Genomic DNA, 22,618 nt, shown 5'->3' on the forward strand with positions numbered 1-22,618 from the left:
TCACGGGGTTCTTTAGGGGGATTTGAGAACGTATGGCCAATTTCTCGAAATCGAACGTGCCGCAGTTCTCGGTGGACGTGTATCAGAACGAGTATCTGCCGGAGGGCGGCCGGGACGTCAACGCGATCGTCACGGTGACCGCGACCGGCGGCGGCACGGTCGGCAGCGCGGTCGCCGCGCCCCATCTCTATTCACCGGGGCAGGGCCCGTCCGCGGCCGTGGCGATCATGGTGGACTGCTCGGGGTCGATGGACTACCCGCCGACCAAGATGCGCAACGCCCGCGACGCCACGGCCGCCGCGATCGACACCCTGCGCGACGGGGTGCACTTCGCCGTGATCGGCGGGACGCACGTGGCCAAGGAGGTGTATCCGGGCGGCGGACGCCTCGCCGTGGCCGACGCCACCACCCGCGACCAGGCCAAGCAGGCGCTGCGCCGGCTCGGCGCGGGCGGCGGCACGGCGATCGGCACCTGGCTGCGGCTCGCCGACCGGCTGCTGTCCTCGGACGACGTCGCCATCCGGCACGGCATCCTGCTCACCGACGGCCGTAACGAACACGAGTCGCCGGAGGACCTCAAGGCGGCGCTCGACTCCTGCGCCGGACGGTTCACCTGTGACGCCCGCGGCGTGGGTACGGACTGGGAAGTGAAAGAAGTCACAGCGATCGCCTCAGCCCTGCTCGGCAGCGCCGACATCGTCGCCGATCCGGCCGGGCTCGCCGCCGACTTCACACAGATGATGGAGACGGCGATGGGCAAGGAGGTCGCGGACGTCGCCCTGCGGCTGTGGACGCCGGTCGGCACGACCATCAAGTTCGTCAAGCAGGTCGCGCCCACGGTCGAGGAGTTGACCGACCGCCGCGTCGAGGCCGGCCCGCGCGCCGGGGACTACCCCACCGGTTCCTGGGGCGACGAGTCCCGTGACTACCACGTCTGTGTCGAGGTCCCGGCCGCCGGCCTGGGCCAGGAGATGCTCGCCGCCCGGGTCTCGCTGGTCGTCCCGCAAGCTGGGGGCACCGCCCGCTCGAGCGGAGCCGAGAGTGGGGGAGGGAGCGCGCACAACTTGGGCGCGCAGGGACTGGTACGGGCCGTATGGACCGACGACATGGTCGCCTCGACGTCGATCAACCCGCAGGTCGCCCACTACACCGGCCAGGCCGAACTGGCACAAGCCATTCAACAAGGTCTCGACCTTCGCAAAGCGGGCGATATGGATGGAGCAACGGCCAAACTGGGCCGCGCCGTTCAGCTCGCCAGCGCCTCCGGAAATGCGGATACGGCGAAACTCCTTGCGAAGGTGGTGGACGTGGTCGACGCCGCGGCGGGTACTGTGCGACTGAAGGCGAAGGTCGCGGAGGCCGATGAGATGACTCTCGAGACACGGTCCACAAAGACTGTTCGTGTAAAGAAGTGACCTAGCAGGACCCGGAAAAGAACGAGCCTGACCCCTCGGGGTCGGAGAAATCCGGTCGAGAGCGACCGGAAAAGGAGAGGGGGAAGCGCCGACATGCCGACCTGCCCGAACGGACACCAGTCGGGTTCCGACGACTGGTGCGAGGTCTGCGGTCACCGCATGGCCGGTGCCGTACCTCCGCCCCCTCCGCCGCCGCCCCCGCCCGGCGCCGGCTACGGCTTCCCGCCGCCCGGCGGTCCCGGTGGTCCTGGACCCGGTGCCCCCGGTGGCCCGAACATCGGTCAGCAGGGCGGCCCGCCGCCCATGCCCGGCGGACGCGAGCCGGAGCTCTGCCCGCAGTGCCGTACGCCCCGTGAGGGCGGTGCGCCGTTCTGCGAGGAGTGCCGGTGGAACTTCCTGACCAACACGGCGACGTCGTACACGCCCGCGGCCCCGCGCCCGTCGGCGCCCGGAGGACCCGGTCTGCCGTCCCACTTCCAGCAGCAGTCGGGTCCCCCGCCGTCGTTCGGCGGCGGTGACTCGTACGAGTACCAGGGCTCGCGCCCGTCCCAGGTGAACCGGCCGGCGGAACCGATCCCGCCGTTCGGCGGCGACCCGCACGCTCCGGGTGGCCCTGGCGGTCAGGGGGCGCCCGGTGGCCCGGGGGCTGCAGGCGGGCCTGGTGGTCCCGGTGCCTTCGGTGGCCCCGGTGGTCCCGGCGGTCCCAACCACGGCGCACCTGGTGGTCCGGGTGGCCCCGGTGCTCCCGGCGGCCCGGGTTTCCCGGGTCAGGGCCCTGGCGGTCCGGGCGGCGGTCCCGGTGCTCCCGGCGGCCCGGGTGGTCCCGGCGGCCCCGGTGGTCCCGGTATGAACGCCCCCTCCGCCTTCGGCGGCGACCCCTCGCGGCCGGTTCCGCCGCCGCCCGGCGGTCCCGGTGCGACCGGCGGCGCACCTCAGGCGTTCCAGCCGGCCGGCCCCGGCCCCTCCGCCCCGCCGGCCCCACCCGGATTCGGGCAGGACCCGAACCGTCCGCCGCAGGGCGGCCCGTCCTTCGGCGGCGGTGACGACGACTGGGTGATCTCCCCTCCGTCGTCCGGCCCCGGCGGCCCGGGTGCCCCCGGCGCGCCCCCGCAGGGCGGCTACGGCTATCCGCAGCCCGGCGCGACCCAGGCCCCGCCGCCCGGCCCCGGCTACCACCAGCAGCCGACGGCCTGGCTGGCCACCATCGGCCCGGACCGTGACTACTTCATGGCGATGATGCAGCGCTCCGGCCCCGAGGCCGCGGGTCTGAACCTGCCCGCGTACTCGCCCGAGCAGCAGCGCACGCTCACCGGCAACCAGGTCACCATCGGCCGCCGTCGCCACTCCACGGGCGAATCCCCCGACATCGACCTGTCGGTGCCGCCGGAGGACCCGGGCGTCTCGCACCAGCACGCGGTCCTGGTCCAGCAGCCGGACGGCACCTGGGCGGTCGTCGACCAGAACTCGACGAACGGCACGACGGTGAACGGCTCCGAGGAGCCCATCCAGCCCTTCGTGCCGGTGCCGCTCCAGGACGGCGACCGGGTGCACGTGGGCGCCTGGACGACGATCACGATCCGGCGCGGCTAGTACGCGACGGCCCGGGAGGGGTCGGTCGTACGGCGGTGGAAGCCCGTACGACCGGCCCCTCCCGGCGTTTCAGCCGGGCAGCGGCCACGCGTACGGGCCCTCGGGGTCGTCCAGCCACGCCCACTCGTGCTCGCCGCGCACCGTGATCCCGTACCGCTCCCGCTGCGGCTGCCCCTCGTGCTCCCACAGCGTGTACGCCTCCTGAGGATCGAGGCTGCCGCGGGTGAGGGCGAGCAGGAAGCGGAACAGCTCGTGCTCCCTGGCCCGGCGCGGCAGCCCGGCCACGTGCGGGAGCTCCGGTTCGCTCCGGCTGCCGCCGCGCAGCGGCACGAAGTAGGCGGGAGTGTGCAGAAAGCGCCCCTCGGCGTGCTCGGCGTCCGCGACGGTCAGGGTGACCAGTCCGGTGGCGAGCGGGGTCAGGATCCGGGCGTCCGGGCGGCACTGGGCGAGCCAGGCGCGCGGGATCGACGGCAGGGTGCACGTCGCGATGATGCGGTCGAAGGGGGCGCGCTCGGGCACACCGCGGGCGCCGTCGCCGGTCACGACGGCGGGGCGGTATCCGGCGGCCGCCAGATGCCGTCGCGCCGACTCGGTGATCTCCGGCTCCAGGTCGATGGTGGTGACGAGGTCGTCGTCGCCGAGCCGGCGGGCGAGCAGGGCGGCGTTGTATCCGGTGCCCGCACCGATCTCCAGGACCCGGTCGCCGTCTTCCACCCCCAGTGCGACCAGCATCATCGCCATCAGGGACGGCTGGCTGCTGGAGGAGAGCAGCTCGCCGTCGCGCAGTCTGGTGGCCAGCGGGGTGTCGTCGTAGGCGCCGCGCACCCAGCGCTCGCGGGCGGCGGGGGCCGGGTCCTGACCCCAGCGCCGCTCGTAGCCGCCGACGACGCCGACGTAGTAGTAAGGCACGAAGAGATGCCGTGGCACGGCGCCGAAGACCTCCCGCCACACGGGATCGGCGGCCCAGGCCCCGCTCGCGTCGATCTCACGCACCAGCGCGGCCCGCGCCGAGGTGGCGAGGTCCTCCAGGTCCCTGTCGAGAGCGTGCGCGCTCATACGTCCACTGTCCTGCGGGAGCGGGTGCGAGGCGAGCACCTGACCGGACGATCCGGAACGAGTCGCTCTGGCTGAAGGAGGCCGGTCCTAAGCCTTGAGTCCTCGGTCCCCGCGTCTGAGACCATGGACGATGTGAATGAGATTCGGCGCGGCACGCTGCAGGAGCAGACCTTCTACGAGCAGGTCGGCGGGGAGGAGACCTTCCGCCGCCTCGTCCACCGCTTCTACGAGGGTGTCGCCGAGGACCCGCTGCTGCGGCCCATGTACCCCGAGGAGGACCTGGGCCCGGCCGAGGAGCGCCTGACCCTGTTCCTGATCCAGTACTGGGGCGGCCCGACGACGTACAGCGAGAACCGCGGCCACCCCCGCCTCCGTATGCGCCACGCCCCCTTCACCGTCGACCGCGCGGCGCACGACGCCTGGCTGAAGCACATGCGGGACGCCGTCGACGAGCTCGGCCTCTCCGAGGAGCACGAGCGGACGCTGTGGAACTACCTGACGTACGCGGCGGCGTCGATGGTGAACACGGCGGGCTGAGCCGGCCCAAGTGAACACGGCGGCTGAGCCGGACGGCGTGAACACGACGGGGCGAGCCGGCCGGAGTGATCTCGGCGGGTTGAGCGGCCGAAGTGAACACGGCGGCTGAGCCGGATGGCGTGAACACGGCGGGGCGAGCCGGCCGGAGTGATCTCGGCGGTCAGCGGACGGTGACGTCCAGCGCGCCCAGACCCGCCCGCCGCACGGCGATCGACCCGTACGGCGTCCGCAGCCGTAGCCACGCACCCGACGAGAGCAGCGCCAACTCGCCGGAGGCGCGCAGGAATCCGAGCGACTGGGCCGCGTGCACCGCCCGCACCGGCAGATGGGTGTCGCCGACGGTCCGGGACCAGATCTCCCGCCCGATCCGGTCCAGTTCGGCGCGGGTACGCCGCTCCTCGGCCAGCTCCTGCGTACGCGACCGGAATTCCGCGACGCCCGCGCCGATCATCGTCCGCAGGGCGTCGGGCGCGGGCAGCCCCGGCACCGGCCGCCATCCGCCGCGCGGCGGGAGCACTCCGGCCCACGGCGGCCCGGTCACGGCGTCCGGCACGACGGCGGTGGCCGCCGACTCGTCGACGGACTCCAGGAGCTCGCCGGCGGAGACGGTCACGTCCAGGGTGACGTCGAGTCCGTTCTCGTACGGCTTCGCCAGGCGCACCGCACGGATCGCCAGCACCTCGAAGGACGGCGGGCGGCCGAAGACGGCGAGCGCGGTGCCGGCCGCCTGGAGGCGCACGGCGGCGCCGCGGTCGTAGTGGAGCAGCCGGGAGAGGAAGGCCGCGAGATCCGCCGCCTCCCCCTCGTCGGCAAGGTGGAGGACCGTCATGCGGCGACGGCCTCCTCCTCTTCACTCCCGCCGGCTTTGCCGGGTTCGTCGTCCATGTACTCGCTGAGGAACTCCCTCTCCTCCGCGGTGATGCGGCGCGGCCGCTCAGCCTCGAAGTCGAAGGGGACGACCACCGTCGAGGCGCGGACATAGACGACGTCGTCGTCCTTCACCTCACAGGTGATGGTGAAGGACGCGGCCCTGATCTCGGTGATCCACAGCTCTATGTCGACCGGGTGGTGCCGGTGGACGAGCTGCCGCTTGTAGTCGATCTCGTGGCGCGCCACCACCGACCCCTGCCGGAAGTCCTTCTCCGGACGGAACAGGAAGTCGATACGGGCTTCCTCCAGGTAGCGCACGAAGACCGCGTTGTTGACGTGTCCGTACGCGTCCATGTCGGACCAGCGCAGGGGGCAGCGGTAGATGTGGCGCAAGACCGATCAGCCCCGGGTCAGCTTCTTGTAGGTGGCGCGGTGCGGACGGGCGGCGTCCGGACCGAGGCGCTCGATCTTGTTCTTCTCGTACGACTCGAAGTTGCCCTCGAACCAGAACCACTTGGAGTCACCCTCGTAGGCGAGGATGTGCGTGGCCACTCGGTCCAGGAACCAACGGTCGTGGGAGACGACCACGGCCGCACCGGGGAACTCCAGCAGCGCGTTCTCCAGGGAGGACAGCGTCTCGACGTCGAGGTCGTTCGTCGGCTCGTCGAGGAGCAGCAGGTTGCCGCCCTGCTTGAGGGTGAGCGCGAGGTTGAGGCGGTTGCGCTCACCGCCGGAGAGGACACCGGCCGGCTTCTGCTGGTCCGGGCCCTTGAAGCCGAAGGCGGAGACATAGGCCCGGCTCGGCATCTCGACCTGACCCACGTTGATGTAGTCGAGCTCGTCGGAGACGACCGCCCACAGGGTCTTCTTCGGGTCGATGTTGGCGCGGCTCTGGTCGACGTACGAGATCTTGACGGTCTCGCCGACCTTGATGGCGCCGGAGTCCGGGGTCTCCAGACCCTGGATCATCTTGAACAGGGTGGTCTTGCCGGCGCCGTTCGGGCCGATGACACCGACGATGCCGTTGCGCGGCAGCGTGAAGCTCAGATCGTCGATCAGGACCTTGTCGCCGAAGCCCTTGGTGAGGTTGGAGACCTCGACGACGATGTTGCCGAGCCGCGGGCCCGGCGGGATCTGGATCTCCTCGAAGTCCAGCTTCCGCATCTTGTCGGCCTCGGCCGCCATCTCCTCGTAGCGGGCCAGACGGGCCTTGGACTTGGCCTGCCGCCCCTTGGCGTTGGAGCGAACCCACTCAAGCTCTTCCTTGAGCCTCTTCGCCCGCTTGGCGTCCTTCTGCCCCTCGACCTTGAGACGGGTCTGCTTGGTCTCGAGGTACTTGGAGTAGTTGCCCTCGTAGCCGTGCAGGCGGCCGCGGTCGACCTCGCAGATCCAGCCGGCGACGTTGTCGAGGAAGTACCGGTCGTGGGTCACGGCCACGATGGTGCCCTCGTACTTGGCGAGGTGCTGCTCCAGCCAGTTCACCGACTCGGCGTCGAGGTGGTTGGTGGGCTCGTCGAGGAGCAGCAGGTCGGGGGCCTCCAGCAGCAGCTTGCACAGTGCCACACGCCGCTTCTCACCACCGGAGAGGTTGGTGACGGCCCAGTCGCCCGGGGGGCACCCGAGGGCGTCCATGGCCTGCTCGAGCTGGGCGTCGAGGTCCCAGGCGTTCGCGTGGTCGAGCTCCTCCTGGAGCTTGCCCATCTCGTCGAGCAGCGCGTCGGAGTAGTCGGTCGCCATCAGCTCGGCGATCTCGTTGAACCGGTCGAGCTTGCCCTTGACCTCGGCGACACCCTCCTGGACGTTCTCCAGGACGGTCTTGTCCTCGCTCAGCGGCGGCTCCTGCAGCAGGATGCCGACGGTGTACCCCGGCGACAGGAAGGCATCACCGTTCGACGGCTGCTCAAGGCCCGCCATGATCTTCAGGATGGTCGACTTACCGGCACCGTTCGGGCCGACCACACCGATCTTCGCGCCGGGCAGGAAGTTCAGCGAGACGTCGTCAAGGATGACCTTGTCGCCGATTGCCTTGCGCGTCTTGCGCATGGTGTAGATGTACTCAGCCAAGAGAAACCGTCCGGCAGCTTGAAATCAGGCAGTGGGCAGATACACCCCATCTTGCCGGACAGCTGGCCCGCGACGGAAACCCGTATACCGGAAGGCCCCTCACCTGGGGCTTCTGTGCCGTTGCGAGGAGTCGTCCGTCACTGTCGGTTGCCCTGCCCTGACACGGCAACAGGGTGGATCCCGGCGCGTCGTCCGGACATATCGGAATTCTTCACATTACCCTCTCGTAACTGTACGGAGTCGATCTCTTACGGATCGCACCCACCTCACTCCATCGGAGATGACATGCACAAGCTTCAGAAGGCTGCCGTCGTGGTCGTCGCCCTTGGCAGCGTCGGCCTGCTGAGCACCGGCACTGCCACCGCCCAGGGCCTCGACGGGCACGGCGGCAAGGGCGGGGACAAGGTCAGCGTCCTGCAGAGCTCCAACTGCAAGTCGCACGACCTGAACGTCGACGTCCTCGGCCAGGTCGGCATCCTCAACGGCGCTCTGGGCAACGCGCTCAACGGCGAGGGTGACACCGGCGCGCAGGACACCCACATCGGCTCGACGATGGGCTGCGACAACAGCGCCTTCTGAGTCACGCCTTGGTACGGGGCCTCTGACCACGCCTCATGCCGTGCCGAACTCGGCATGCGGCGTGGACGGGTGTGGTCCGGTGCACCAGGCGCGACCTCACGGTGGAGTACGGGCCGCGACAGTCGGCCCATGGGCTGTTCCGCCGACGACGGTGCACCGGGGCCCAGGCGCCCCGGAAAAGCGGCCAGGGGCCCGATCCGTTGAACGGATCGGGCCCCTGGCCGTGTCTCTGACGACCGCCCCCGGACTCAGTCCTGGGCCGACGCCTCCCGCTTCCGCACGACGAGCAGCGCTGCCCCGCCGAGGACGACGAAGCCGATCGCGATGCCCGCGATCAGGGGGGTCATCGTGGAGCCGCCGGTCGCGGCGAGGTTGGTGTCGTCGGGTGTCGTGCCGACCGTGGCGGGGCTCGGCTCGTCGAGGGTCTGGGTGACGGTGCCGGCCGCATCGGCCTCGTTCGCCTGCGTCATGCAGTCCAGCACGCCGGTGAACCGCTTCTCGAAGCCGCCCGGCCCCTCGATGGTGAAGTCGTACGCCTGGTCCTCCTGGAGCGGGACCGTCACCGTGCGCGACTCGCCCGCCCCGATGCTGTACTCGATGCCGAGCAGTTCGAAGGTGAAGGGTGCGTCGCCCTTGTTGGCGGCGGTGATGTCGACGCCGCCCTTGTCGCAGTTCTCCACCGCGGACAGGGCCGGTATCGCGCCGGTCTCCGCCCAGCTCGCGCTCGCCGTGGCCGAGACGGTCGACTCGCTGGAGCCGGCCAGGATCTGGGTCTGGCTGCGGCTCTCGGCGGCGAAGGCACGCCCCACCGGCACGGTCGTGGAGGCCTGCACGGTCAGTTCCGCCTGGCCGTCCGCGGTGTCCTCGGGCACGTCGAAGAACACCTGGGCGCCGTTCCCGGCGGTGGTGACGACCTTGCCGTCCTTGTCGACGATCCGCACCCCGCTGGTGGCGGCGTCGGCGGGCGGGGTGAGCGTCACGCCGTCCGCGTTGGTGTGCACCGTCACCGGGCCGAGCCGCTCACCGGCGTGGCCGGAGACCGCGGGCGGGTCCAGCGTCAGCGACGCCTCGGGCTCGGCCACGCTCCGCGCGCTCTTCTCCAGGTAGTCCGCGAGCTTCTCGGCCTGCGGGTCGACGGCGTCGACCTTCACCCCGTCCGAGTAGCGCCAGATCGCCACCTGGGTGCCGGCTGCCGCGTCCTGTTCGGTGAGGGTGTCCCGGAAGCCGGCCTTGGCGGCGAGCTCGGCGAGGTCGTTCACCTGCGGGTAGGAGTTCTGCAGGATCCAACGGATCCTGCCCGCGTCCTTGTTGGCGCCCAGCGAAGTGCCGCTCCACGGTGTCTCGTGGTACTTGGCGTCGCGCTGGGTGGGGTTGTGGATGTCGACGCAGTACGTCTGGAGCATGCCGCCGCCGTCGACGGACATCTCGAACAGGCCCGCCGAGATCTCCTGGTCGCCGGCGTCGGTGTGGACGACCGCGGCGCCGTACGTCTTCAGGCCGCCTATGGTGGCGGTCGCCCCGCCCTGACTCGGCGCCGGCGCGTCGGCGGCGGGCGCGGCCGCGGCGGTGCCGGCCAGCACCGTGGCGGCGACGAGCCCGGACGCCGCGGTCGCGGCGGCGAGACGTGCCGCACCTCGTCCGCGCGCCGACAGCGCTGAGAACGCAGCAAACACAGAATTCCCCTTCGAGCAGGACCCGTTGATGTGGGGGACGGTCCCACCAGCAGACTCATAAGCCCCGAGAGCCATGCCCGGCATCCTAGGTACGCCGCGCACCACGCTTCCCGGGGATCCCGCCGCCGGGCCGATCCGACTCGGAATCGTTATCGCCAAGATCCCTTGCGAGCAGGGCTTATCGACAAATCCACCGGGGCCGTTCGGTGCGCATTCATCGATAAGCCGCAGTTCGGTCAGGCCTCTGTAGTGACTGACGTCACGTCACCACCGCTGGTTCCATGCCCTGTTGGGGACCGGTGTCGGCCGGGGCCGGTGTCTCCCAGTCGGGCTCGGGCCGCGCGGGCCCCGCGGCGGCTGCCGTCTCCGGCCTCGATGCGCGCCGGAAAGCCGAGGTGCCACGGGCGAGGTCGTGGCCGATCGCCAGCGCGTCGATGTCCGCCGAGGTCCAGCTCTGCCCCTCGCGCACCTCCGAGCGCACCTTCAGCCTGCCCTGCACCACCACGGGATCGCCCACGTTCAGCGAGGCGGCGGTGTTCGTGGCGAGCTGGCGATTGGCCCACACCGTGAAGAAGTTCGTGTGCCCGTCGGTCCACTCGTTCTTCCCGCGGTCCAGGTAACGCGAGGTCACCGCGAGCCGGAAGCGGGCGGACGGTCCCGTCGCCAGTTCCCGGTACACCGGCTGTGTCGCCACGTTCCCCACCGCGCAGATGATCGTCTCGTTCATCCCGATCCCCTCCCTCACCCGGCGCCACCGCCGGGCGGATACGCCGACGGGCCCGTCCCGTACGGCTGCCTCCGACCTGACGGCCGCGCACCGGTACCTCCAGGTGCGCCGCCGTCGCCGCGGTCGTCCGTGTCCGTCACGATCGCCGCGAAGCCAGACTGCCTCCGCCGGGCCGAGCCCGCTGAAGCCTGTGGATCACCGCCCGGCTGTGGATATCTCCGTCACCCACACGGGTGCCGGCACACACAGCCACGCCCGGCGGTGCCCCCGCTCACCTCCCCGTGGCTCCCACCCCCATGACCCGTCCGTACTGCTCCCTGACCTCCCGGTACCGCAGCAGTTCGGCCGCCACCGGATCCAGCACCCGGGCCCGCCCGCACCCGGCCGCCGCCTCTCTGAGCCGTCGTTCCGCATCGGTGCCGTACCGTCGCGCCGGTCCTCGTGCCGCCATCCGGCAGCCCCACTCGACGAAGGGACCGCCGACGATGCCGGCCACCATCAGCAGCACCGGCAGGCCCAGGTTGGGTTCCATGACCCCGACGATCTGCGCCAGCAGCCAGAGGCCGCCGACGATCTGAAGAATCGTCATCGAGGCCTGCACCAGGACGGCCGCCGGCCACCAGCCCGGCCGCGGCGGCCGCCCCGGCGGCAGTCCGGCCCGCGCGGCCAGCTCGTCCAGCGCCTCGGGCAGCCCCTGTGCTCCCCGCACGGCCGCCTCGCGCACCGCCTGCGCCCACGGCGCGGGCAGCCCGGCGGACGCCCGGTCGGCGACCGTGCGCACGGCCTGTTCGACGCGCTGGCGCGCGGTGGCCTCCTCGTCCGTCTGGGTCCGCAGGGAGAGCCGTCCCGTCGGCGGTTCGCTCCGGTCCTGATACCAGCGGTACAGCCGCAGCCAGGGCGTCCCGCACGCGCGGTTGGCGTTGCGCAGCCACGCCCGCTCGGCGGCCTCGCCCGCGGCGGTGGCGCCGATCGCGTCCGCGAGCCGGGCCGAGAACTCGTCCCTGGCCTCCTCGCTGAGCCCGGTCCGGCGCCGTGCGGCGTAGACGGGCCGCAGTCCCAGCCCGGCGGAGTCCACATCGGCCGAGATCCGGCGGGCGGCGGCCCCGCGTTCGGCCACGAACTCGCTGAGCGCCTCCCGCAGATCGCCGACGCCGTCACCGGTCAGCGCGGACAGCGCGAGCACGACGGCGCCCGGTTCGCCGTGCTCGCCGAGCGCGATGCCGTCCTCGTCGAGGAGCCGCCGCAGGTCGTCGAGGACCTGGTCGGTGGCCTCGCCGGGGAGCCGGTCGGTCTGGTTGAGGACGATGAACATGATCTCGGCGTGCCCGGCCATCGGCCGTAGATAGCGCTCGTGCAGGACGGCGTCGGCGTACTTCTCGGGATCGACGACCCAGATGATCGCGTCGACGAGCGCCAGGACGCGGTCGACCTGCTCGCGGTGCTGCACGGCCGCCGAGTCGTGGTCGGGCAGGTCGACCAGGACGAGCCCGCGCAGCTGTCCGTCCGAGGACGCGTTCTGCGCGGGGCGCCGCCGCAGGCGGGGCGGGATGCCGAGCCGGTCGATGAGGCCTGCCGCGCCGTCGCTCCAGCTGCACGCGAGGGGCGAGGAGGTCGTGGGCCGCCGTACGCCCGTCTCCGAGATGGTCACCCCGGCGAGGGCGTTGAACAGCTGCGACTTGCCGCTGCCGGTGGCGCCGGCGATGGCGACGACCGTGTGCTGCCCGGAGAGCCTGCGCCGCGCGGCGGCCTCGTCGAGCACCCGGCCCGCCTCGGCGAGCGTCTTGTTGTCGAGCCGGGTGCGCGAGAGCCCGACGAGTTCGCGCAGCGCGTCGAGCCGCGACCGCAGTGCCCCGTCGTAGGCGAGCGGTGTCACGGACTGCTGCGGCCCGGTGGAGGACCGCGCCTCCACGACGGGAGGCTGCTCCGGTGGAGGGCCCTCGTTGACCCGTCGAGCGATCAGACCGTCGTCCCAGGGTGTCGAGGACTCGGCGTCGGCGGACGCATCCGGCTGGGACGTGGATGCCCTACGAGGGGCACGTTCCGTACGAGACGGCGGTTCCGTACGGCGGGAGGGCCCGGCCTCCTTACGAGCCTCCTTACGGGTCTCTTCGCGAACCCCACGGGCCTGTTCGCGAGCCCCACGGGCCTCTTCGCGGGCCTCACGGGCCCCTTTGCGGGCCTCCTTGCGGCCGCCAGGGTCGGCGACGGCCCCGCGCGCGGGTGTGGCGCCGTCGGACCTGGGGTTGTCGGACCCGGGGCTGTCGGACCTGGAGCTGTCGGACCTGGAGCCGCCGGGCTCGGGCACGGCCCGGCGCGCGGCGGCGTCGGCTTCGCTCTTACGGCCGTCACCCGACTCGGGGGCGTCCTCACGCGCGGGCGAGTCGTCGGCCTCCACGCGTGCGTGGGCGTCGTTCGGCATGTCCTCCCGCTTCGCGGGCTTTCTCCAGGGCTTTCGTTCGTCCTGCTCGTCGGCGGCCACGGAGCCCTCGCTCTCGACAGGCTGCTCCGCCTCCGTGCGGGGGCCCCGCACGGGGAGGAGGTTCTCGGCGGCGCCTTCCATGGGGATCTCGTTCACGCGCTCGTCGTCCTTGGTGAAGCCGTCCCCCTGCTGATCGGCGTGTTCCGTGTGGTCATGGTCAGTGACGGCGGTCACCGGTCACCTCTCCTTCTGCAGTACGGACAGCGCAGCGATGAGTTCGGCCTGGGGATCCGGGTGGACCTCCAGGGAGTCGAGCGGCGCGAGCCGTCGCTCGCGTTCGTTGTGCATGACACGGTCCAGATGCTCGGTGAGCAGCCGCCCGGCGCGGTCGCGCAGCCGCAGCGCCCCGTGCGCCCCGATCCGCTCGGCGAGCCCCTCCCCCGCGGACCGCGCCCGCCGGCCGCCCAGCAGGGCGGTGGCGACGAGCGCGGTGACCACCTCGGAGTCCGGGGCGACACTGCGGTCGAGATAGCTCACCTCGTCCTCGGCGTACTCCTCCAGCTCGCGCCGCCAGCGCCGTACCGCCATGCCGATGCGGTGCTCGACGCTCGTCGGCTTCGGGTCACGGTCCGTCAGCTCGGGCGCGGCGGCCGCCGGTTCGCGCCGCCAGACGTCGTCGACGCGCTCGTCGGCGGCGGTGACCGCGCACAGCAGGAGCGTGCTGAGGCTCTCCACCAGCGAGTCGAGGAGCTCTCCGGCCGTGCAGTCGAGCGGGAAGGCGCGCCAGCGTTTCAGGGCGTCCCCGGCGAGCACGGCGCCGGCCTGGAGGCGGCCACGCACGCGTGCGTACTCGGTGTCGTAGGCGCTGTCCACGGCGGCGGTGAGGCGCAGTGCCGCCGAGTACTGGGCGGCGGCCGCGCTGGCGAGCTCGGGCATGCGGGACTTGAGGGAGTCGAGGAGGCCGTAGGCGGTGCGGGCCATGACGTGATCGCGTGAGGCCGGGTCCTGGGCCTGGTGGACGAGCCAGGTGCGCAGCCCCGCCACCGCCGTGGCCGGCAGCAGCCCGCCGCCCCAGGCCGACTCGGGCAGCTCGGGCACGGTGAAGCGGGGCACCTCGCCGAGGCCGGCCTTGGTGAGGAGTGCGCCGTACTGCCGCGAGACCTCGGAGACGACCTGGTGGGGCACCCGGTCGAGGACGGTCACGAGGGTGGCGTCGTACTCCTTGGCGGTGCGCAGCAGATGCCAGGGGACGGCGTCGGCGTACCGGGCCGCCGTGGTGACCATCACCCAGATGTCGGCGGCGCAGATCAGTTCGGCGGCGAGGGCACGGTTGTCGGCGATGAGGGAGTCGATGTCGGGCGCGTCGAGGAGGGCGAGGCCGGTCGGCAGCGTGTCTGCGGTCTCGATCCGCAGTACGCGTTCGCTGTCCTCGCCGGGCAGCATCAGCTCCTCGGCCGGGTCGGGTTCGGGCACCCACACGCGTGTGAGGTCGGGCAGTACGCGCATCCCGCTGAACCAGTGATGGTCCTCCGGATGGCAGACCAGCACCGGATTCCGTGTCGTCGGGCGCAGTACGCCCGCCTCGGTCACGCGCCTGCCCACGAGGGAGTTGACGAGCGTCGACTTGCCGGCGCCGGTGGATCCGCCCACCACGGCCAGCAAGGGTGCTTCGGGCTCCTTCAGGCGGGGCACCAAATAGTCGTCGAGCTGCGCGAGCAGTTCGTCGCGGTTGGCACGCGCGCGTGGCGCTCCCGCGAGGGGCAGCGGGAAGCGTGCGGCCGCGACACGGTCGCGCAGGGCGGAAAGTGCGTCGAGCAGCTGAGGCCGTACGTCCAAGGTCACCACATGCGAAGAATGCCCAATTTTAGGGGAATTCTGAAGCATATGAGCATGTCTGCGCGCCGATAGGACACAAGGGACGGAAGGGACGACTGGGACACAGGCACAGTCCAGGCATAACGAGTGCACAACACCCGGTGCGCGAGAGGCCAAAAGCGGTGCACGATTCGCACCTGCCTGCGATTATCAGGACCGCTTCACCGAACCTCCACATCGAGCGATGGAGGCGAAGCAACTGGGACACGGACGCGGGAGCCCTATCCTTGTCCCCGGCAACGTCAGGGATCGGCCCACACCCGGGCACCACGAACGCGGCCACCACAACCGGCCCCCGTAGCTCAGTGGATAGAGCAGGCGCCTTCTAAGCGCTTGGCCGCAGGTTCGAGTCCTGCCGGGGGCGCCCAGTCTCCGCCCTCCTTCGGGAGGGCGTTTTTGCTGTTCGGGGCGGGTGTGGTCACACACATGAGCACATCGGGCCGGAGAGGGAGTGCGGGATGGCGGAGGCCCCGGGCCGCAAGGCGGTGCGGCTCTCGATGTGGCTGCTGGTCGGTGTCGTGGCTCTCGTCGCCGGGGTGGCCATGGGCTTTCAGGTCGACGGGGCGCTGGAGCGGGAGCGGGAATTCCGCGCGGCGCCGGCGTGCGCGTCCGTCCCCGTGAAGGCGTCGGGGTGCCTGTGGGAGCAGGAATTCACCGTCCGGAGCGCCGAGACGAACCGCCGGCACCGGAACAGGTCGCCGGAAGCCGTGCTGGTGCCGTCCGTCGGCGAGCCCTGGGACGTGACGTTCCGGCGGACCGGTCCGGTGCTCTCCGAGATGGAGCGGGGCGAAAGGGTCGTCGGGGTGATCTGGCACGGGCAGGTCGTCGAGATACGGGACGCCGACGGGCGCCGGCAGCAGACCTCCGTCGGCCCGGTGGGGTGGCCCGCGGACCGGCTGGGCGGCGCGCTCGCCCTGGTCCCACTCGGCCTGACCGCCGTCTCCGGCGGGCTCTGGGGGTTTCTCGCACGCGGCAGCCGGCGTCACACCACGGCGGCGGCCGTGGTGCGGTGGCATGGCATCGCCATCGGTGTCACCGCCATGCTCACGCTCTGGGCGCAGTCGGCGAACCACTGGCCGATCTGGGCGCTACCGGCGATCTGGGGCCCGATCGCGCTGATCCTCCTCGCCTGCATGACGGGCTTCGTGATCGCCGCCCTGCACGGCGAACTGGAGGACGACGAGCAGGCCGACCCGCAGGGGACGCCGCCGGTGCCCGGTTCAGCGTGAGGTAGCGCGGGCCGAGGAGCGGGCGGGCGTACGACCGCGCGCCGTCACAGCGTGGCGAGGCCCAGCACCAGCGGGGCGGCCGACACCAGCACCAGGACGAAGGGCACCGGAACGCCCTTGACGTCCTTCACCCGCAGGTGCGAGACGACCGCGCCGATGAAGAAGAGCACGACGCCGAGGGCGGCGGCGATGCCCAACGGCCGGTAGAAGATGCCGATCAGCAGGCCCGCGGCCCCGGCGAACTTCAACAGCGCCAGCATCGTGTACCAACCGCTCGGCACACCGAGCCGGGTCAGCGTCTCCACGATGTCCTTGTCCTTGACCAGCATGCTGCGGCCGGAGAACACCAGCAGGAACGACACGATCACGGCGAGCACGACGTATGCGATGAACATGACTTCTCCGGGGAGTGGAGTGGTGAGCGGAGTGGAGTGGAGCGGGACTTGGCGCAGGCCGCCGCCCGGGCGCCGTAGGAGACGACTCGGCGTTGCGCCCGCGACGGTAAAGTACAACGTGCATTGCACTGTGTAAAGTGGTCGTTGTAATCGACCAGGAGGTGCCATGTGACCAGTGCGGACGGCGGGCGGAGCAGGCCGCGCAAAGGGTTCCCGGAGAAGCGACGGGCGATCCTGGACGCCTCACGGAAGGTGTTCGGCCGGGTCGGCTACCTGGGCGCCAGCATCGACATGATCGCCACCGAGGCATCGGTGTCGACCCGCACGATCTACAACCACTTCGAGAACAAGGAACAGCTGTTCTCCACGGTGCTCATCGAGAGCTCGGAGCAGGTCGCCGCCGCCCACGAGGCGATGATCGAGCGATGTCTGGGCCGTACGGCGGACGCGGCCGGCCTGGAGGCCGATCTGGTGTCCCTCGCCATGGACTGGGTGCGGCCGCGCCCGGAGTTCACCGACCACTTCGCGATCGTCGCCCGGATCAACGCCGAGGGCGAGAACTTCCCCGGCGACCTGCACGACGCCTGGCAGAAGGCCGGCCCGCTACGGGTACAGCGCACGCTCGCCGCCCGGATGGCCCGGCTCGCCGAGAGCGGCCTGCTGCATGTGCGGGACTCCGAACTCGCCGCCCAGCACTTCGTCGTGCTCGTCAGCAACACCTGGGGACGCGGCCAGGCGGGCATGGAAGCGCTGACCGACGCCGAGACGCACGACATCGCGACGACCGGCGTCCACGCCTTTCTGTACGGCTACCTCCCCCGGGACGGCGACTGAGGCCTGAGGACACCCGTCCGCACCCCCGACCCGAGCGAGCCATGGGTCACCGTCACAGATCGGTGCCGCCGCTGACGTCCAGGTACTGACCGGTGATCCACCGGGAGTCGTCGGAGGCCAGGAACGCGACCACGTCCGCCACATCGGAAGGGCTGCCGATCCGGTCGAAGACGGAGCGCGCGGCCAGGGCGGCCCGCGCCTCGGGGGTCGTCCGGCGCCGGGCGTTCATGTCCGTCTCGATGAACCCGGGTGCGACGGTGTTCACGGTGATGCCGCGCCCGGCCAGTTCCTTCGCCAGGCACAGGGTCATCGTGTCCAGCGCCGCCTTGGACATGGCGTACGCGACGGACTCCGGGAAGGCGCGCCGCGAGGCGAGCGAGGAGATGTTGACGACCCGTCCGCCGTCCCGCATCCGCGCGAGCGCCCCCTGCACGAGGAAGAAGGGCGCCTTGGCGTTCACGGCGATCATGCGGTCGAAGACCTCCGGATCCGCCTTCCCGATCGGCCCCGAACCGCTCACGCCCGCGTTGTTCACGAGAATGTCCAGCGGGCTCTCGACGTCGTCCGCCGCCCGCGTCTGCTCCCGCACCCCGGCGTCGAAGGCGGCGAGGACGGCGTCCACGTCGCCGGGGACCCCGAGCTCCGCCCCGACCGGGAAGGCCCGGCCGCCTCGGTCGCGTATGCCCGCGACCACCTCCAGTGCGGCGGCCTCGCTACGTCCGTAGTGGACACCGACCAGCGCCCCGTCGTCCGCGAGCCGCTCGGCGATGCCTCTGCCGATCCCCCGGCCGGCTCCGGTGACCAGTGCGATCTTGTCCGTCAATGCGCGTTTGGTGTTCACGAGGACCTTGTGTGTCGAGGAAGGGACGGAAAAGGGAGCGGGAAGGGAAGGTCAGCCTGAGAGGAACTCCCGGTACCACGCGGCGTGTTCGGCCAGGCTCTCCGCGAACCCCGCTCCGGGATCGACGCCGACACCGGCCCAGAAGCCGTCGTCCGCGAACCAGTGGTCCACGGCGAGCATGCCGAGGTGGTGCAGTGCGCGCGGCTGTCCGGCGAGCCGGTCCCGCGCCTCGTCGATGTCCAGGGCGGCACCGGGCAGTTGCAGGCCCAGCCGGTCGGCCACCGTGTCGAGGAGGTCCGAACAGTCCACCGGACGTGGGTGGTTGACGTGATGAATGCCCGCGAGGTCCCGGTCCGACAGCCCCGCGGCGACCACCGCGCGCCCCAAATCCCGTACGTCGACCACGGAATGCCGGGCCGCGCACCCCTTCAGACCCGCCGACAGCACGCCCAGCAGCGCGGCGAGCCCGGGCACCACCCAGCGGTCGCCGGTCCCGAGCACGAGGTGCGGGCGCAGCACGACACCGCCCGCCGCCAGCACATGCCGCTCGGCGGCGGCCCGGGAACGGCTGGTCGGCGAGCCCGGCGCGAGCGGCAACTCCCCCGGCAGCGCGGCGACGAAGGGGCCGCGGCCGTACACCGCGGCCGTACTGACGTACACGACCCGCCCCACGCCGGCGCGCGTCGCCTCCTCGGCCAGGGCCCGGGTGCCGTGGTCGTTGACGGTCTCGTTGCGTCGCTCGTCGTCGCCGATGTGGGAGGCGCAGTGCAGGACGACGTCGACGCCGTCGCAGAGCCCGCGCAGCGACTCCGGGTCGGCGAGGTCTCCTCGCACGACGTCCGCCTCCGGGGCGGCGCCGGCCGGCAGGCGCGCGGGATCGCGCAGCAGCAGCCGGACCCGGGACGGTGCGACATCCCCCGACTCCCGCAGGGCGGCCAGGACATGACCGCCGATGAAGCCGCTTCCCCCGGTGACGAGGATGCGTGATGACAAGGTGGGGTCCTCCCTCTCGGCCGACTTGCCGTGCGTCACGGTCAGCGCTCGGTACCGGGCCCGTTGCGGGGGCCGTCGGGGGCGAGCGGCGGTGCGGTGGGCTCCGACGCCGCGACCGTCACCGTGCAGCGGAAGACCTCGGCGTCGTCCTGGATGCCGCGCACCCGGACCGTGCCCGGGTCGGGGTCGCCCTGCGTCAGGGGGTCGGCCTCGATCCAGCAGGGCCTGTCGAGTTCGGCGTACCGGGTGAAGACCATGTCCATGTCGGTGACGACCATCAGGCCGGGGAAGAGCGAGAACGCCGTCGCGGCCTGCCGGGCCGCCTCCAGCAGCACGAAGCCCGGCACATGGTCGTCCTGCCGCCGGAACAGCGTGGGGTGCGCGGTGTTGACCCGTAGCTGCCAGGATCCGGGGCGCGGGGACGGTGCCAGGACGACGGCCGCGGCGTCGGTCCGGCCGACGGCCTGGGGCGGCAGCCCGGGCAGCAGCGGCACCGGACGGCCGGTCAGGGACACCCGCTCACCGCGCAGTCGGCGATAGACCCGGTCCGACACACAGTCGAGCCGCCCGTCGGCGGTGGCGACGACCCGGCCCCGCCTGCGCAGCACCATGGCGCACCGCATGCCCGCCAGCCGCCGGCCCCGACGCCGTACGTCACCGCAGGTGATGTCGGCTATGACGTCCTCGGAGGCGTGGTCGAGCCGTATTCTGGCCGGCGACGTCGAGTATCTGACGCGCTGCATCACGAACCGGTCCTCGACGGGCACGGCGAACGCGGCGTGGGCCAGCAGCATCGAGCCCTGCCGCAGGGTCTCCGGTATCAGCAGCGGGTCCTGGAAGCGGCCGGCCACCTCGGTGAAGAACCGGTGCCGGCGCGGCCAGCGGGCCCTGACCTGGAAGTGCGTGTCGTCCAGGCGGCGCCAGGCCACGGGGAAGGCGTCCCGCGGGTCCGGCCGGTGCACCTGCTCGCCACTGACCTCGGTGTGCCATGCGACCGTTGCGGGGACGGGTCCCACGGCCTGAGTGGTGTGCTCGTCCCGTGCGGCCGCGTCGAGAGATCGCACCCGGTCCATGGCTCCCCCCGAGTCATTCGCCAGAGCGAGGCACCCCCGCCCGCCGAGTAACCTACGTGCGATTCGGTTTTCTTTTCAATGCGCGTCGTCATGTGCTGCATGCACACCGTGGAGGGGACCCAGATGGCCCAGCAGGACCGCGCGATCAGGACGCGGCGTTCGATCCTCGAAGCGGCCGCGAGGGTGTTCGGCGAGCGCGGCTACGCCTCGGCCACGGTGGAGGAGATCCTCAACCGCGCCGGGGTCACCAGGGGCGCCCTGTACTTCCACTTCTCCTCCAAGGAGGAGGTCGCTCTCGGCGTGCTGGAGGCCCAACTGCCTCTCGACCGGCTTCCCGAGCGGTCCAGCAAGCTCCAGAAGCTCGTCGACCACGGCATGGTCATGGCCTACCGGTTGCGGCACGATCCGCTGGTGCAGGCCGGTGTCTCCCTCGCCCTTGACCAGGGCGCACGCGAGCTCGACCGCGACGCCGCCTTCCGTGCCTGGACCGATCAGCTGGAGCAGATCCTCATCGAGGCGCGGGCGCAGGGCGAACTCCTGCCGCACATCGATGTGACCGACACCGCCGAGTTCCTCACCGGCGCCTTCGCCGGCGTCCAGGCGATGAGCCAGGCCAGCTGCAACCGCGCCGACCTCGGCCGCCGTGTCTCCGTCCTGCTCCGGCACGTCCTGCCGAGCATCTCCACACCGGCACTGCTGGCCGCCCTCGACCTCTCGCCGGACCGGGGCGAGCGCGTCTTCGAGGAGTACGAGGCGAACTCCCCGGAACCCGCCGCGCCCGCCACACCCGTGACGCAGCGTTAGCAGTCGCCTCCCGGTAACCAGACCGATCGGTTCGGTCGTCCGCCCCGGCCACGAAAGGAACCCACCGTGCGGCTGCGCTGTGCTGTGCTCGACGACTTCCAGAACGCGGCGACCCGGTCCGCCGACTGGTCACCGCTCGCGGACGACGTGGAGGTCGTCCCCTTCGCCACTCACTTCCCCGACGAGGACGCCCTGGCCGCCGCCCTCGCCGACTTCGACATCGTCGTCACCCTGCGCGAACGCGTCCCCTTCCCCGCCTCGCTGATCGCCCGGCTCCCCAAGCTGCGGCTGCTGATCGCCTCCGGCATGCGCAACTCGGTCATCGACTACGCCGCCGCCGAGGCGCACGGCGTCACGGTCTGCGGCACGGCCAGCTCCTCCACACCGCCCGTCGAACTCACCTGGGCCCTGCTGCTGGGCCTGGCCCGCGGCCTCGTCCAGGAGAACGACGCGCTGCGCTCGGGCGGACCCTGGCAGAGCACGGTCGGCGCCGACCTGCACGGCCGCCGCCTCGGCCTGCTGGGCCTCGGCAAGATCGGCAGCCGTGTCGCGCACGTCGGCCTGGCCTTCGGCATGCACGTCAGCGCCTGGAGCCAGAACCTCACCAAGGAGTACGCCGACGAGGTGGGCGTCCATCTGGCCGCCTCCAAGGAGGAGTTGCTCACCGACAGCGACTTCGTCTCCGTCCACCTCGCCCTGAGCGACCGCACCCGCGGCCTGCTCGGCGCACCCGAACTGGCCCTGCTCAAGCCGACGGCGTATCTGATCAACACCTCACGCGCGGCGATCGTCGACCAGGACGCGCTGCTGGCGGCCCTGCACGAGGGCCGGATCGCGGGCGCCGGCGTGGACGTCTTCGACGTCGAGCCGCTGCCCGCCGACCACCCGATGCGCACGGCCCCCCGCCTGCTGGCCACCCCCCACCTGGGCTATGTCTCGCAGGCCAACTACGCGACGTACTACGGCCACGCGGTGGAGGACATCCGGGCCTATCTGGCGGGTTCACCGGTACGCCGGCTGCCCTGACGCCCCGGTCAGGCGCTCTCGGTCCGCGCGGAGCCGGCCGGCCGACGGTAGATGCCCTCGCTCCGGCTCAGATGGTGCAGGTCCACCAGGTAGCGCCGGAGCGTCACATGGTCGATCTCGTCGCTGTCCTCGCACCAGCCGCGCAGCCGCTCGTCGACGGTGCGCTCGGGATACTCGACGCCCGGCTCGAAGGTCTGCTCGGCGATGTACCTGAGGACCAGCTTCTTACGGGTCCACCGCGCCGGGAGCCGGACCAGTCGCCCGTCCCGGACGAAGGTACGCAGCACGATGTCCGTCCGCGGGTCCCCCGAGTCCGGGCCGTCGGCGGGACGGGAGTCGGCCTCGCGCCGTGCGTACTGCCTGAACAGGTCGTAGGCGACGCCCAGTTCCCCGTCGTCCCCCGCGCTCACCACGCCCTGCTCGCGCAGCCGCAGCAACGCCAGTGCCGTCTCCTTCGGGGACAGCCCCGCCGCCCGGGCGACGTCGTCCGCGCTGCCCGCGCCGAGGGCCACCGCGGCGAAGGCGCGCACCCGGCTCTCCTCGGCGAACAGTCGGACCAGTTGTTCCGTGGGATCGGTTGCCATGCGCGGAGGCTAGTCGACCTCGGGGCAGTCGCGG

Annotated in this window: 21 protein-coding genes and 1 tRNA gene; 9 read left to right on the top strand and 13 right to left on the bottom strand. The window is 71.6% G+C overall.

The window, feature by feature from the left end:
• Window positions 1–32 precede the first annotated feature (32 nt).
• Window positions 33–1,415, top strand: coding sequence for a vWA domain-containing protein (locus tag ACFPQ9_RS25250; protein WP_380857462.1), 1,383 nt, complete (start codon window positions 33–35; stop codon window positions 1,413–1,415).
• A gap of 93 nt (window positions 1,416–1,508) precedes the next feature.
• Window positions 1,509–3,005: an FHA domain-containing protein gene (locus tag ACFPQ9_RS25255; RefSeq protein WP_380857465.1), complete on the top strand. Its 1,497-nt coding sequence runs from the start codon at window positions 1,509–1,511 to the stop codon at window positions 3,003–3,005.
• A gap of 69 nt (window positions 3,006–3,074) precedes the next feature.
• On the opposite strand, the gene ACFPQ9_RS25260 is transcribed toward ACFPQ9_RS25255, so the two are convergent.
• Window positions 3,075–4,061 carry a methyltransferase domain-containing protein gene (locus ACFPQ9_RS25260; RefSeq protein WP_380857468.1) on the bottom strand — a complete coding sequence of 329 codons (987 nt, stop codon included), beginning with the start codon at window positions 4,059–4,061 and terminating at the stop codon, window positions 3,075–3,077.
• A 123-nt stretch (window positions 4,062–4,184) separates the two neighbouring features.
• On the opposite strand from ACFPQ9_RS25260, the gene ACFPQ9_RS25265 reads away from it, so the two are divergent.
• Window positions 4,185–4,598 carry a globin gene (locus ACFPQ9_RS25265; RefSeq protein ID WP_380857471.1) on the top strand — a complete coding sequence of 138 codons (414 nt, stop codon included), beginning with the start codon at window positions 4,185–4,187 and terminating at the stop codon, window positions 4,596–4,598.
• A gap of 160 nt (window positions 4,599–4,758) precedes the next feature.
• Here the strand turns inward: ACFPQ9_RS25265 and ACFPQ9_RS25270 are convergent, their stop codons facing one another.
• Genes ACFPQ9_RS25270 through ettA form a run of 3 tightly spaced genes read right to left on the bottom strand, consistent with a single transcriptional unit; the run spans window position 4,759 to window position 7,532 of the window.
• Complete coding sequence (locus ACFPQ9_RS25270) at window positions 4,759–5,427, bottom strand: DUF8185 domain-containing protein (RefSeq protein WP_380857474.1); 669 nt, start codon at window positions 5,425–5,427, stop codon at window positions 4,759–4,761.
• Entirely contained in the window at window positions 5,424–5,861 is a 438-nt protein-coding gene (locus ACFPQ9_RS25275; RefSeq protein WP_380857477.1) for an acyl-CoA thioesterase, read from the bottom strand. Before ACFPQ9_RS25275 ends, ACFPQ9_RS25270 begins: the two co-directional genes overlap by 4 nt.
• Before the next feature lie 6 nt (window positions 5,862–5,867).
• Window positions 5,868–7,532: an energy-dependent translational throttle protein EttA gene (gene ettA, locus ACFPQ9_RS25280; RefSeq protein ID WP_380857480.1), complete on the bottom strand. Its 1,665-nt coding sequence runs from the start codon at window positions 7,530–7,532 to the stop codon at window positions 5,868–5,870.
• 285 nt (window positions 7,533–7,817) lie between these two features.
• Between ettA and ACFPQ9_RS25285 the strand changes: the two genes are divergently transcribed.
• The gene (locus tag ACFPQ9_RS25285) at window positions 7,818–8,111 is read left to right on the top strand and encodes a hypothetical protein (protein WP_380857483.1); all 294 of its coding nucleotides are present in this window, start codon (window positions 7,818–7,820) and stop codon (window positions 8,109–8,111) included.
• 248 nt (window positions 8,112–8,359) lie between these two features.
• On the opposite strand, the gene ACFPQ9_RS25290 is transcribed toward ACFPQ9_RS25285, so the two are convergent.
• The 4 genes from ACFPQ9_RS25290 to ACFPQ9_RS25305 form a co-directional block, all read right to left on the bottom strand.
• Window positions 8,360–9,784 (bottom strand): Cys-Gln thioester bond-forming surface protein, encoded by a 1,425-nt coding sequence (locus ACFPQ9_RS25290; protein WP_380857486.1) that lies wholly within the window; start codon window positions 9,782–9,784, stop codon window positions 8,360–8,362.
• Window positions 9,785–10,043: 259 nt separating this feature from the next.
• Window positions 10,044–10,511 (bottom strand): single-stranded DNA-binding protein, encoded by a 468-nt coding sequence (locus ACFPQ9_RS25295; protein WP_380857489.1) that lies wholly within the window; start codon window positions 10,509–10,511, stop codon window positions 10,044–10,046.
• A gap of 271 nt (window positions 10,512–10,782) precedes the next feature.
• Window positions 10,783–12,930 (bottom strand): GTPase, encoded by a 2,148-nt coding sequence (locus tag ACFPQ9_RS25300; protein ID WP_380858662.1) that lies wholly within the window; start codon window positions 12,928–12,930, stop codon window positions 10,783–10,785.
• Between the two features lie 237 nt (window positions 12,931–13,167).
• Window positions 13,168–14,775, bottom strand: coding sequence for a dynamin family protein (locus ACFPQ9_RS25305; protein WP_380857492.1), 1,608 nt, complete (start codon window positions 14,773–14,775; stop codon window positions 13,168–13,170).
• Window positions 14,776–15,096: 321 nt separating this feature from the next.
• Between ACFPQ9_RS25305 and ACFPQ9_RS25310 the strand changes: the two genes are divergently transcribed.
• Window positions 15,097–15,169: transfer RNA gene (locus tag ACFPQ9_RS25310), tRNA-Arg, on the top strand.
• A gap of 94 nt (window positions 15,170–15,263) precedes the next feature.
• A complete protein-coding gene (locus ACFPQ9_RS25315; RefSeq protein ID WP_380857495.1) occupies window positions 15,264–16,034 on the top strand; it encodes a hypothetical protein in 771 nt (256 codons plus the stop codon).
• Window positions 16,035–16,078: 44 nt separating this feature from the next.
• On the opposite strand, the gene ACFPQ9_RS25320 is transcribed toward ACFPQ9_RS25315, so the two are convergent.
• Window positions 16,079–16,429 carry a DoxX family protein gene (locus tag ACFPQ9_RS25320; protein ID WP_380857498.1) on the bottom strand — a complete coding sequence of 117 codons (351 nt, stop codon included), beginning with the start codon at window positions 16,427–16,429 and terminating at the stop codon, window positions 16,079–16,081.
• A gap of 168 nt (window positions 16,430–16,597) precedes the next feature.
• Here ACFPQ9_RS25320 and ACFPQ9_RS25325 point away from each other — a divergent pair, with 168 nt between their 5' ends.
• Window positions 16,598–17,263, top strand: coding sequence for a TetR/AcrR family transcriptional regulator (locus ACFPQ9_RS25325; RefSeq protein ID WP_380857501.1), 666 nt, complete (start codon window positions 16,598–16,600; stop codon window positions 17,261–17,263).
• A gap of 52 nt (window positions 17,264–17,315) precedes the next feature.
• Here the strand turns inward: ACFPQ9_RS25325 and ACFPQ9_RS25330 are convergent, their stop codons facing one another.
• Genes ACFPQ9_RS25330 through ACFPQ9_RS25340 form a run of 3 tightly spaced genes read right to left on the bottom strand, consistent with a single transcriptional unit; the run spans window position 17,316 to window position 20,161 of the window.
• The gene (locus ACFPQ9_RS25330) at window positions 17,316–18,104 is read right to left on the bottom strand and encodes an SDR family oxidoreductase (protein WP_380857503.1); all 789 of its coding nucleotides are present in this window, start codon (window positions 18,102–18,104) and stop codon (window positions 17,316–17,318) included.
• A gap of 51 nt (window positions 18,105–18,155) precedes the next feature.
• Window positions 18,156–19,097: an NAD-dependent epimerase/dehydratase family protein gene (locus ACFPQ9_RS25335; protein WP_380857505.1), complete on the bottom strand. Its 942-nt coding sequence runs from the start codon at window positions 19,095–19,097 to the stop codon at window positions 18,156–18,158.
• A gap of 41 nt (window positions 19,098–19,138) precedes the next feature.
• Window positions 19,139–20,161, bottom strand: coding sequence for a ScbA/BarX family gamma-butyrolactone biosynthesis protein (locus ACFPQ9_RS25340; protein WP_380857507.1), 1,023 nt, complete (start codon window positions 20,159–20,161; stop codon window positions 19,139–19,141).
• Between the two features lie 108 nt (window positions 20,162–20,269).
• Between ACFPQ9_RS25340 and ACFPQ9_RS25345 the strand changes: the two genes are divergently transcribed.
• On the top strand, window positions 20,270–20,974 hold the full coding sequence (locus tag ACFPQ9_RS25345; RefSeq protein WP_380857510.1) for a ScbR family autoregulator-binding transcription factor: 705 nt from the start codon (window positions 20,270–20,272) through the stop codon (window positions 20,972–20,974).
• A 66-nt stretch (window positions 20,975–21,040) separates the two neighbouring features.
• Entirely contained in the window at window positions 21,041–22,000 is a 960-nt protein-coding gene (locus ACFPQ9_RS25350; RefSeq protein ID WP_380857513.1) for a D-2-hydroxyacid dehydrogenase family protein, read from the top strand.
• An 8-nt stretch (window positions 22,001–22,008) separates the two neighbouring features.
• Here the strand turns inward: ACFPQ9_RS25350 and ACFPQ9_RS25355 are convergent, their stop codons facing one another.
• A complete protein-coding gene (locus ACFPQ9_RS25355) occupies window positions 22,009–22,584 on the bottom strand; it encodes a DUF2087 domain-containing protein (protein ID WP_380857516.1) in 576 nt (191 codons plus the stop codon).
• Between the last annotated feature and the right edge of the window lie 34 nt (window positions 22,585–22,618).

It is taken from the genome of Streptomyces coerulescens (genome assembly GCF_042657965.1).
Lineage (GTDB): Bacteria > Actinomycetota > Actinomycetes > Streptomycetales > Streptomycetaceae > Streptomyces > Streptomyces coerulescens.

Excerpts from the sequence above, each read along its gene's own strand:
- ACFPQ9_RS25250 (WP_380857462.1), top strand. The coding sequence starts at position 33 with ATGGCCAATTTCTCGAAATCGAACGTGCCGCAGTTCTCGGTGGACGTG.
- ACFPQ9_RS25255 (WP_380857465.1), top strand. The coding sequence starts at position 1,509 with ATGCCGACCTGCCCGAACGGACACCAGTCGGGTTCCGACGACTGGTGC.
- ACFPQ9_RS25260 (WP_380857468.1), bottom strand. The coding sequence starts at position 4,061 with ATGAGCGCGCACGCTCTCGACAGGGACCTGGAGGACCTCGCCACCTCG.
- ACFPQ9_RS25265 (WP_380857471.1), top strand. The coding sequence starts at position 4,185 with ATGGACGATGTGAATGAGATTCGGCGCGGCACGCTGCAGGAGCAGACC.
- ACFPQ9_RS25270 (WP_380857474.1), bottom strand. The coding sequence starts at position 5,427 with ATGACGGTCCTCCACCTTGCCGACGAGGGGGAGGCGGCGGATCTCGCG.
- ACFPQ9_RS25285 (WP_380857483.1), top strand. The coding sequence starts at position 7,818 with ATGCACAAGCTTCAGAAGGCTGCCGTCGTGGTCGTCGCCCTTGGCAGC.
- ACFPQ9_RS25295 (WP_380857489.1), bottom strand. The coding sequence starts at position 10,511 with ATGAACGAGACGATCATCTGCGCGGTGGGGAACGTGGCGACACAGCCG.
- ACFPQ9_RS25300 (WP_380858662.1), bottom strand. The coding sequence starts at position 12,930 with ATGCCGAACGACGCCCACGCACGCGTGGAGGCCGACGACTCGCCCGCG.
- ACFPQ9_RS25315 (WP_380857495.1), top strand. The coding sequence starts at position 15,264 with ATGGCGGAGGCCCCGGGCCGCAAGGCGGTGCGGCTCTCGATGTGGCTG.
- ACFPQ9_RS25320 (WP_380857498.1), bottom strand. The coding sequence starts at position 16,429 with ATGTTCATCGCATACGTCGTGCTCGCCGTGATCGTGTCGTTCCTGCTG.
- ACFPQ9_RS25345 (WP_380857510.1), top strand. The coding sequence starts at position 20,270 with ATGCACACCGTGGAGGGGACCCAGATGGCCCAGCAGGACCGCGCGATC.
- ACFPQ9_RS25355 (WP_380857516.1), bottom strand. The coding sequence starts at position 22,584 with ATGGCAACCGATCCCACGGAACAACTGGTCCGACTGTTCGCCGAGGAG.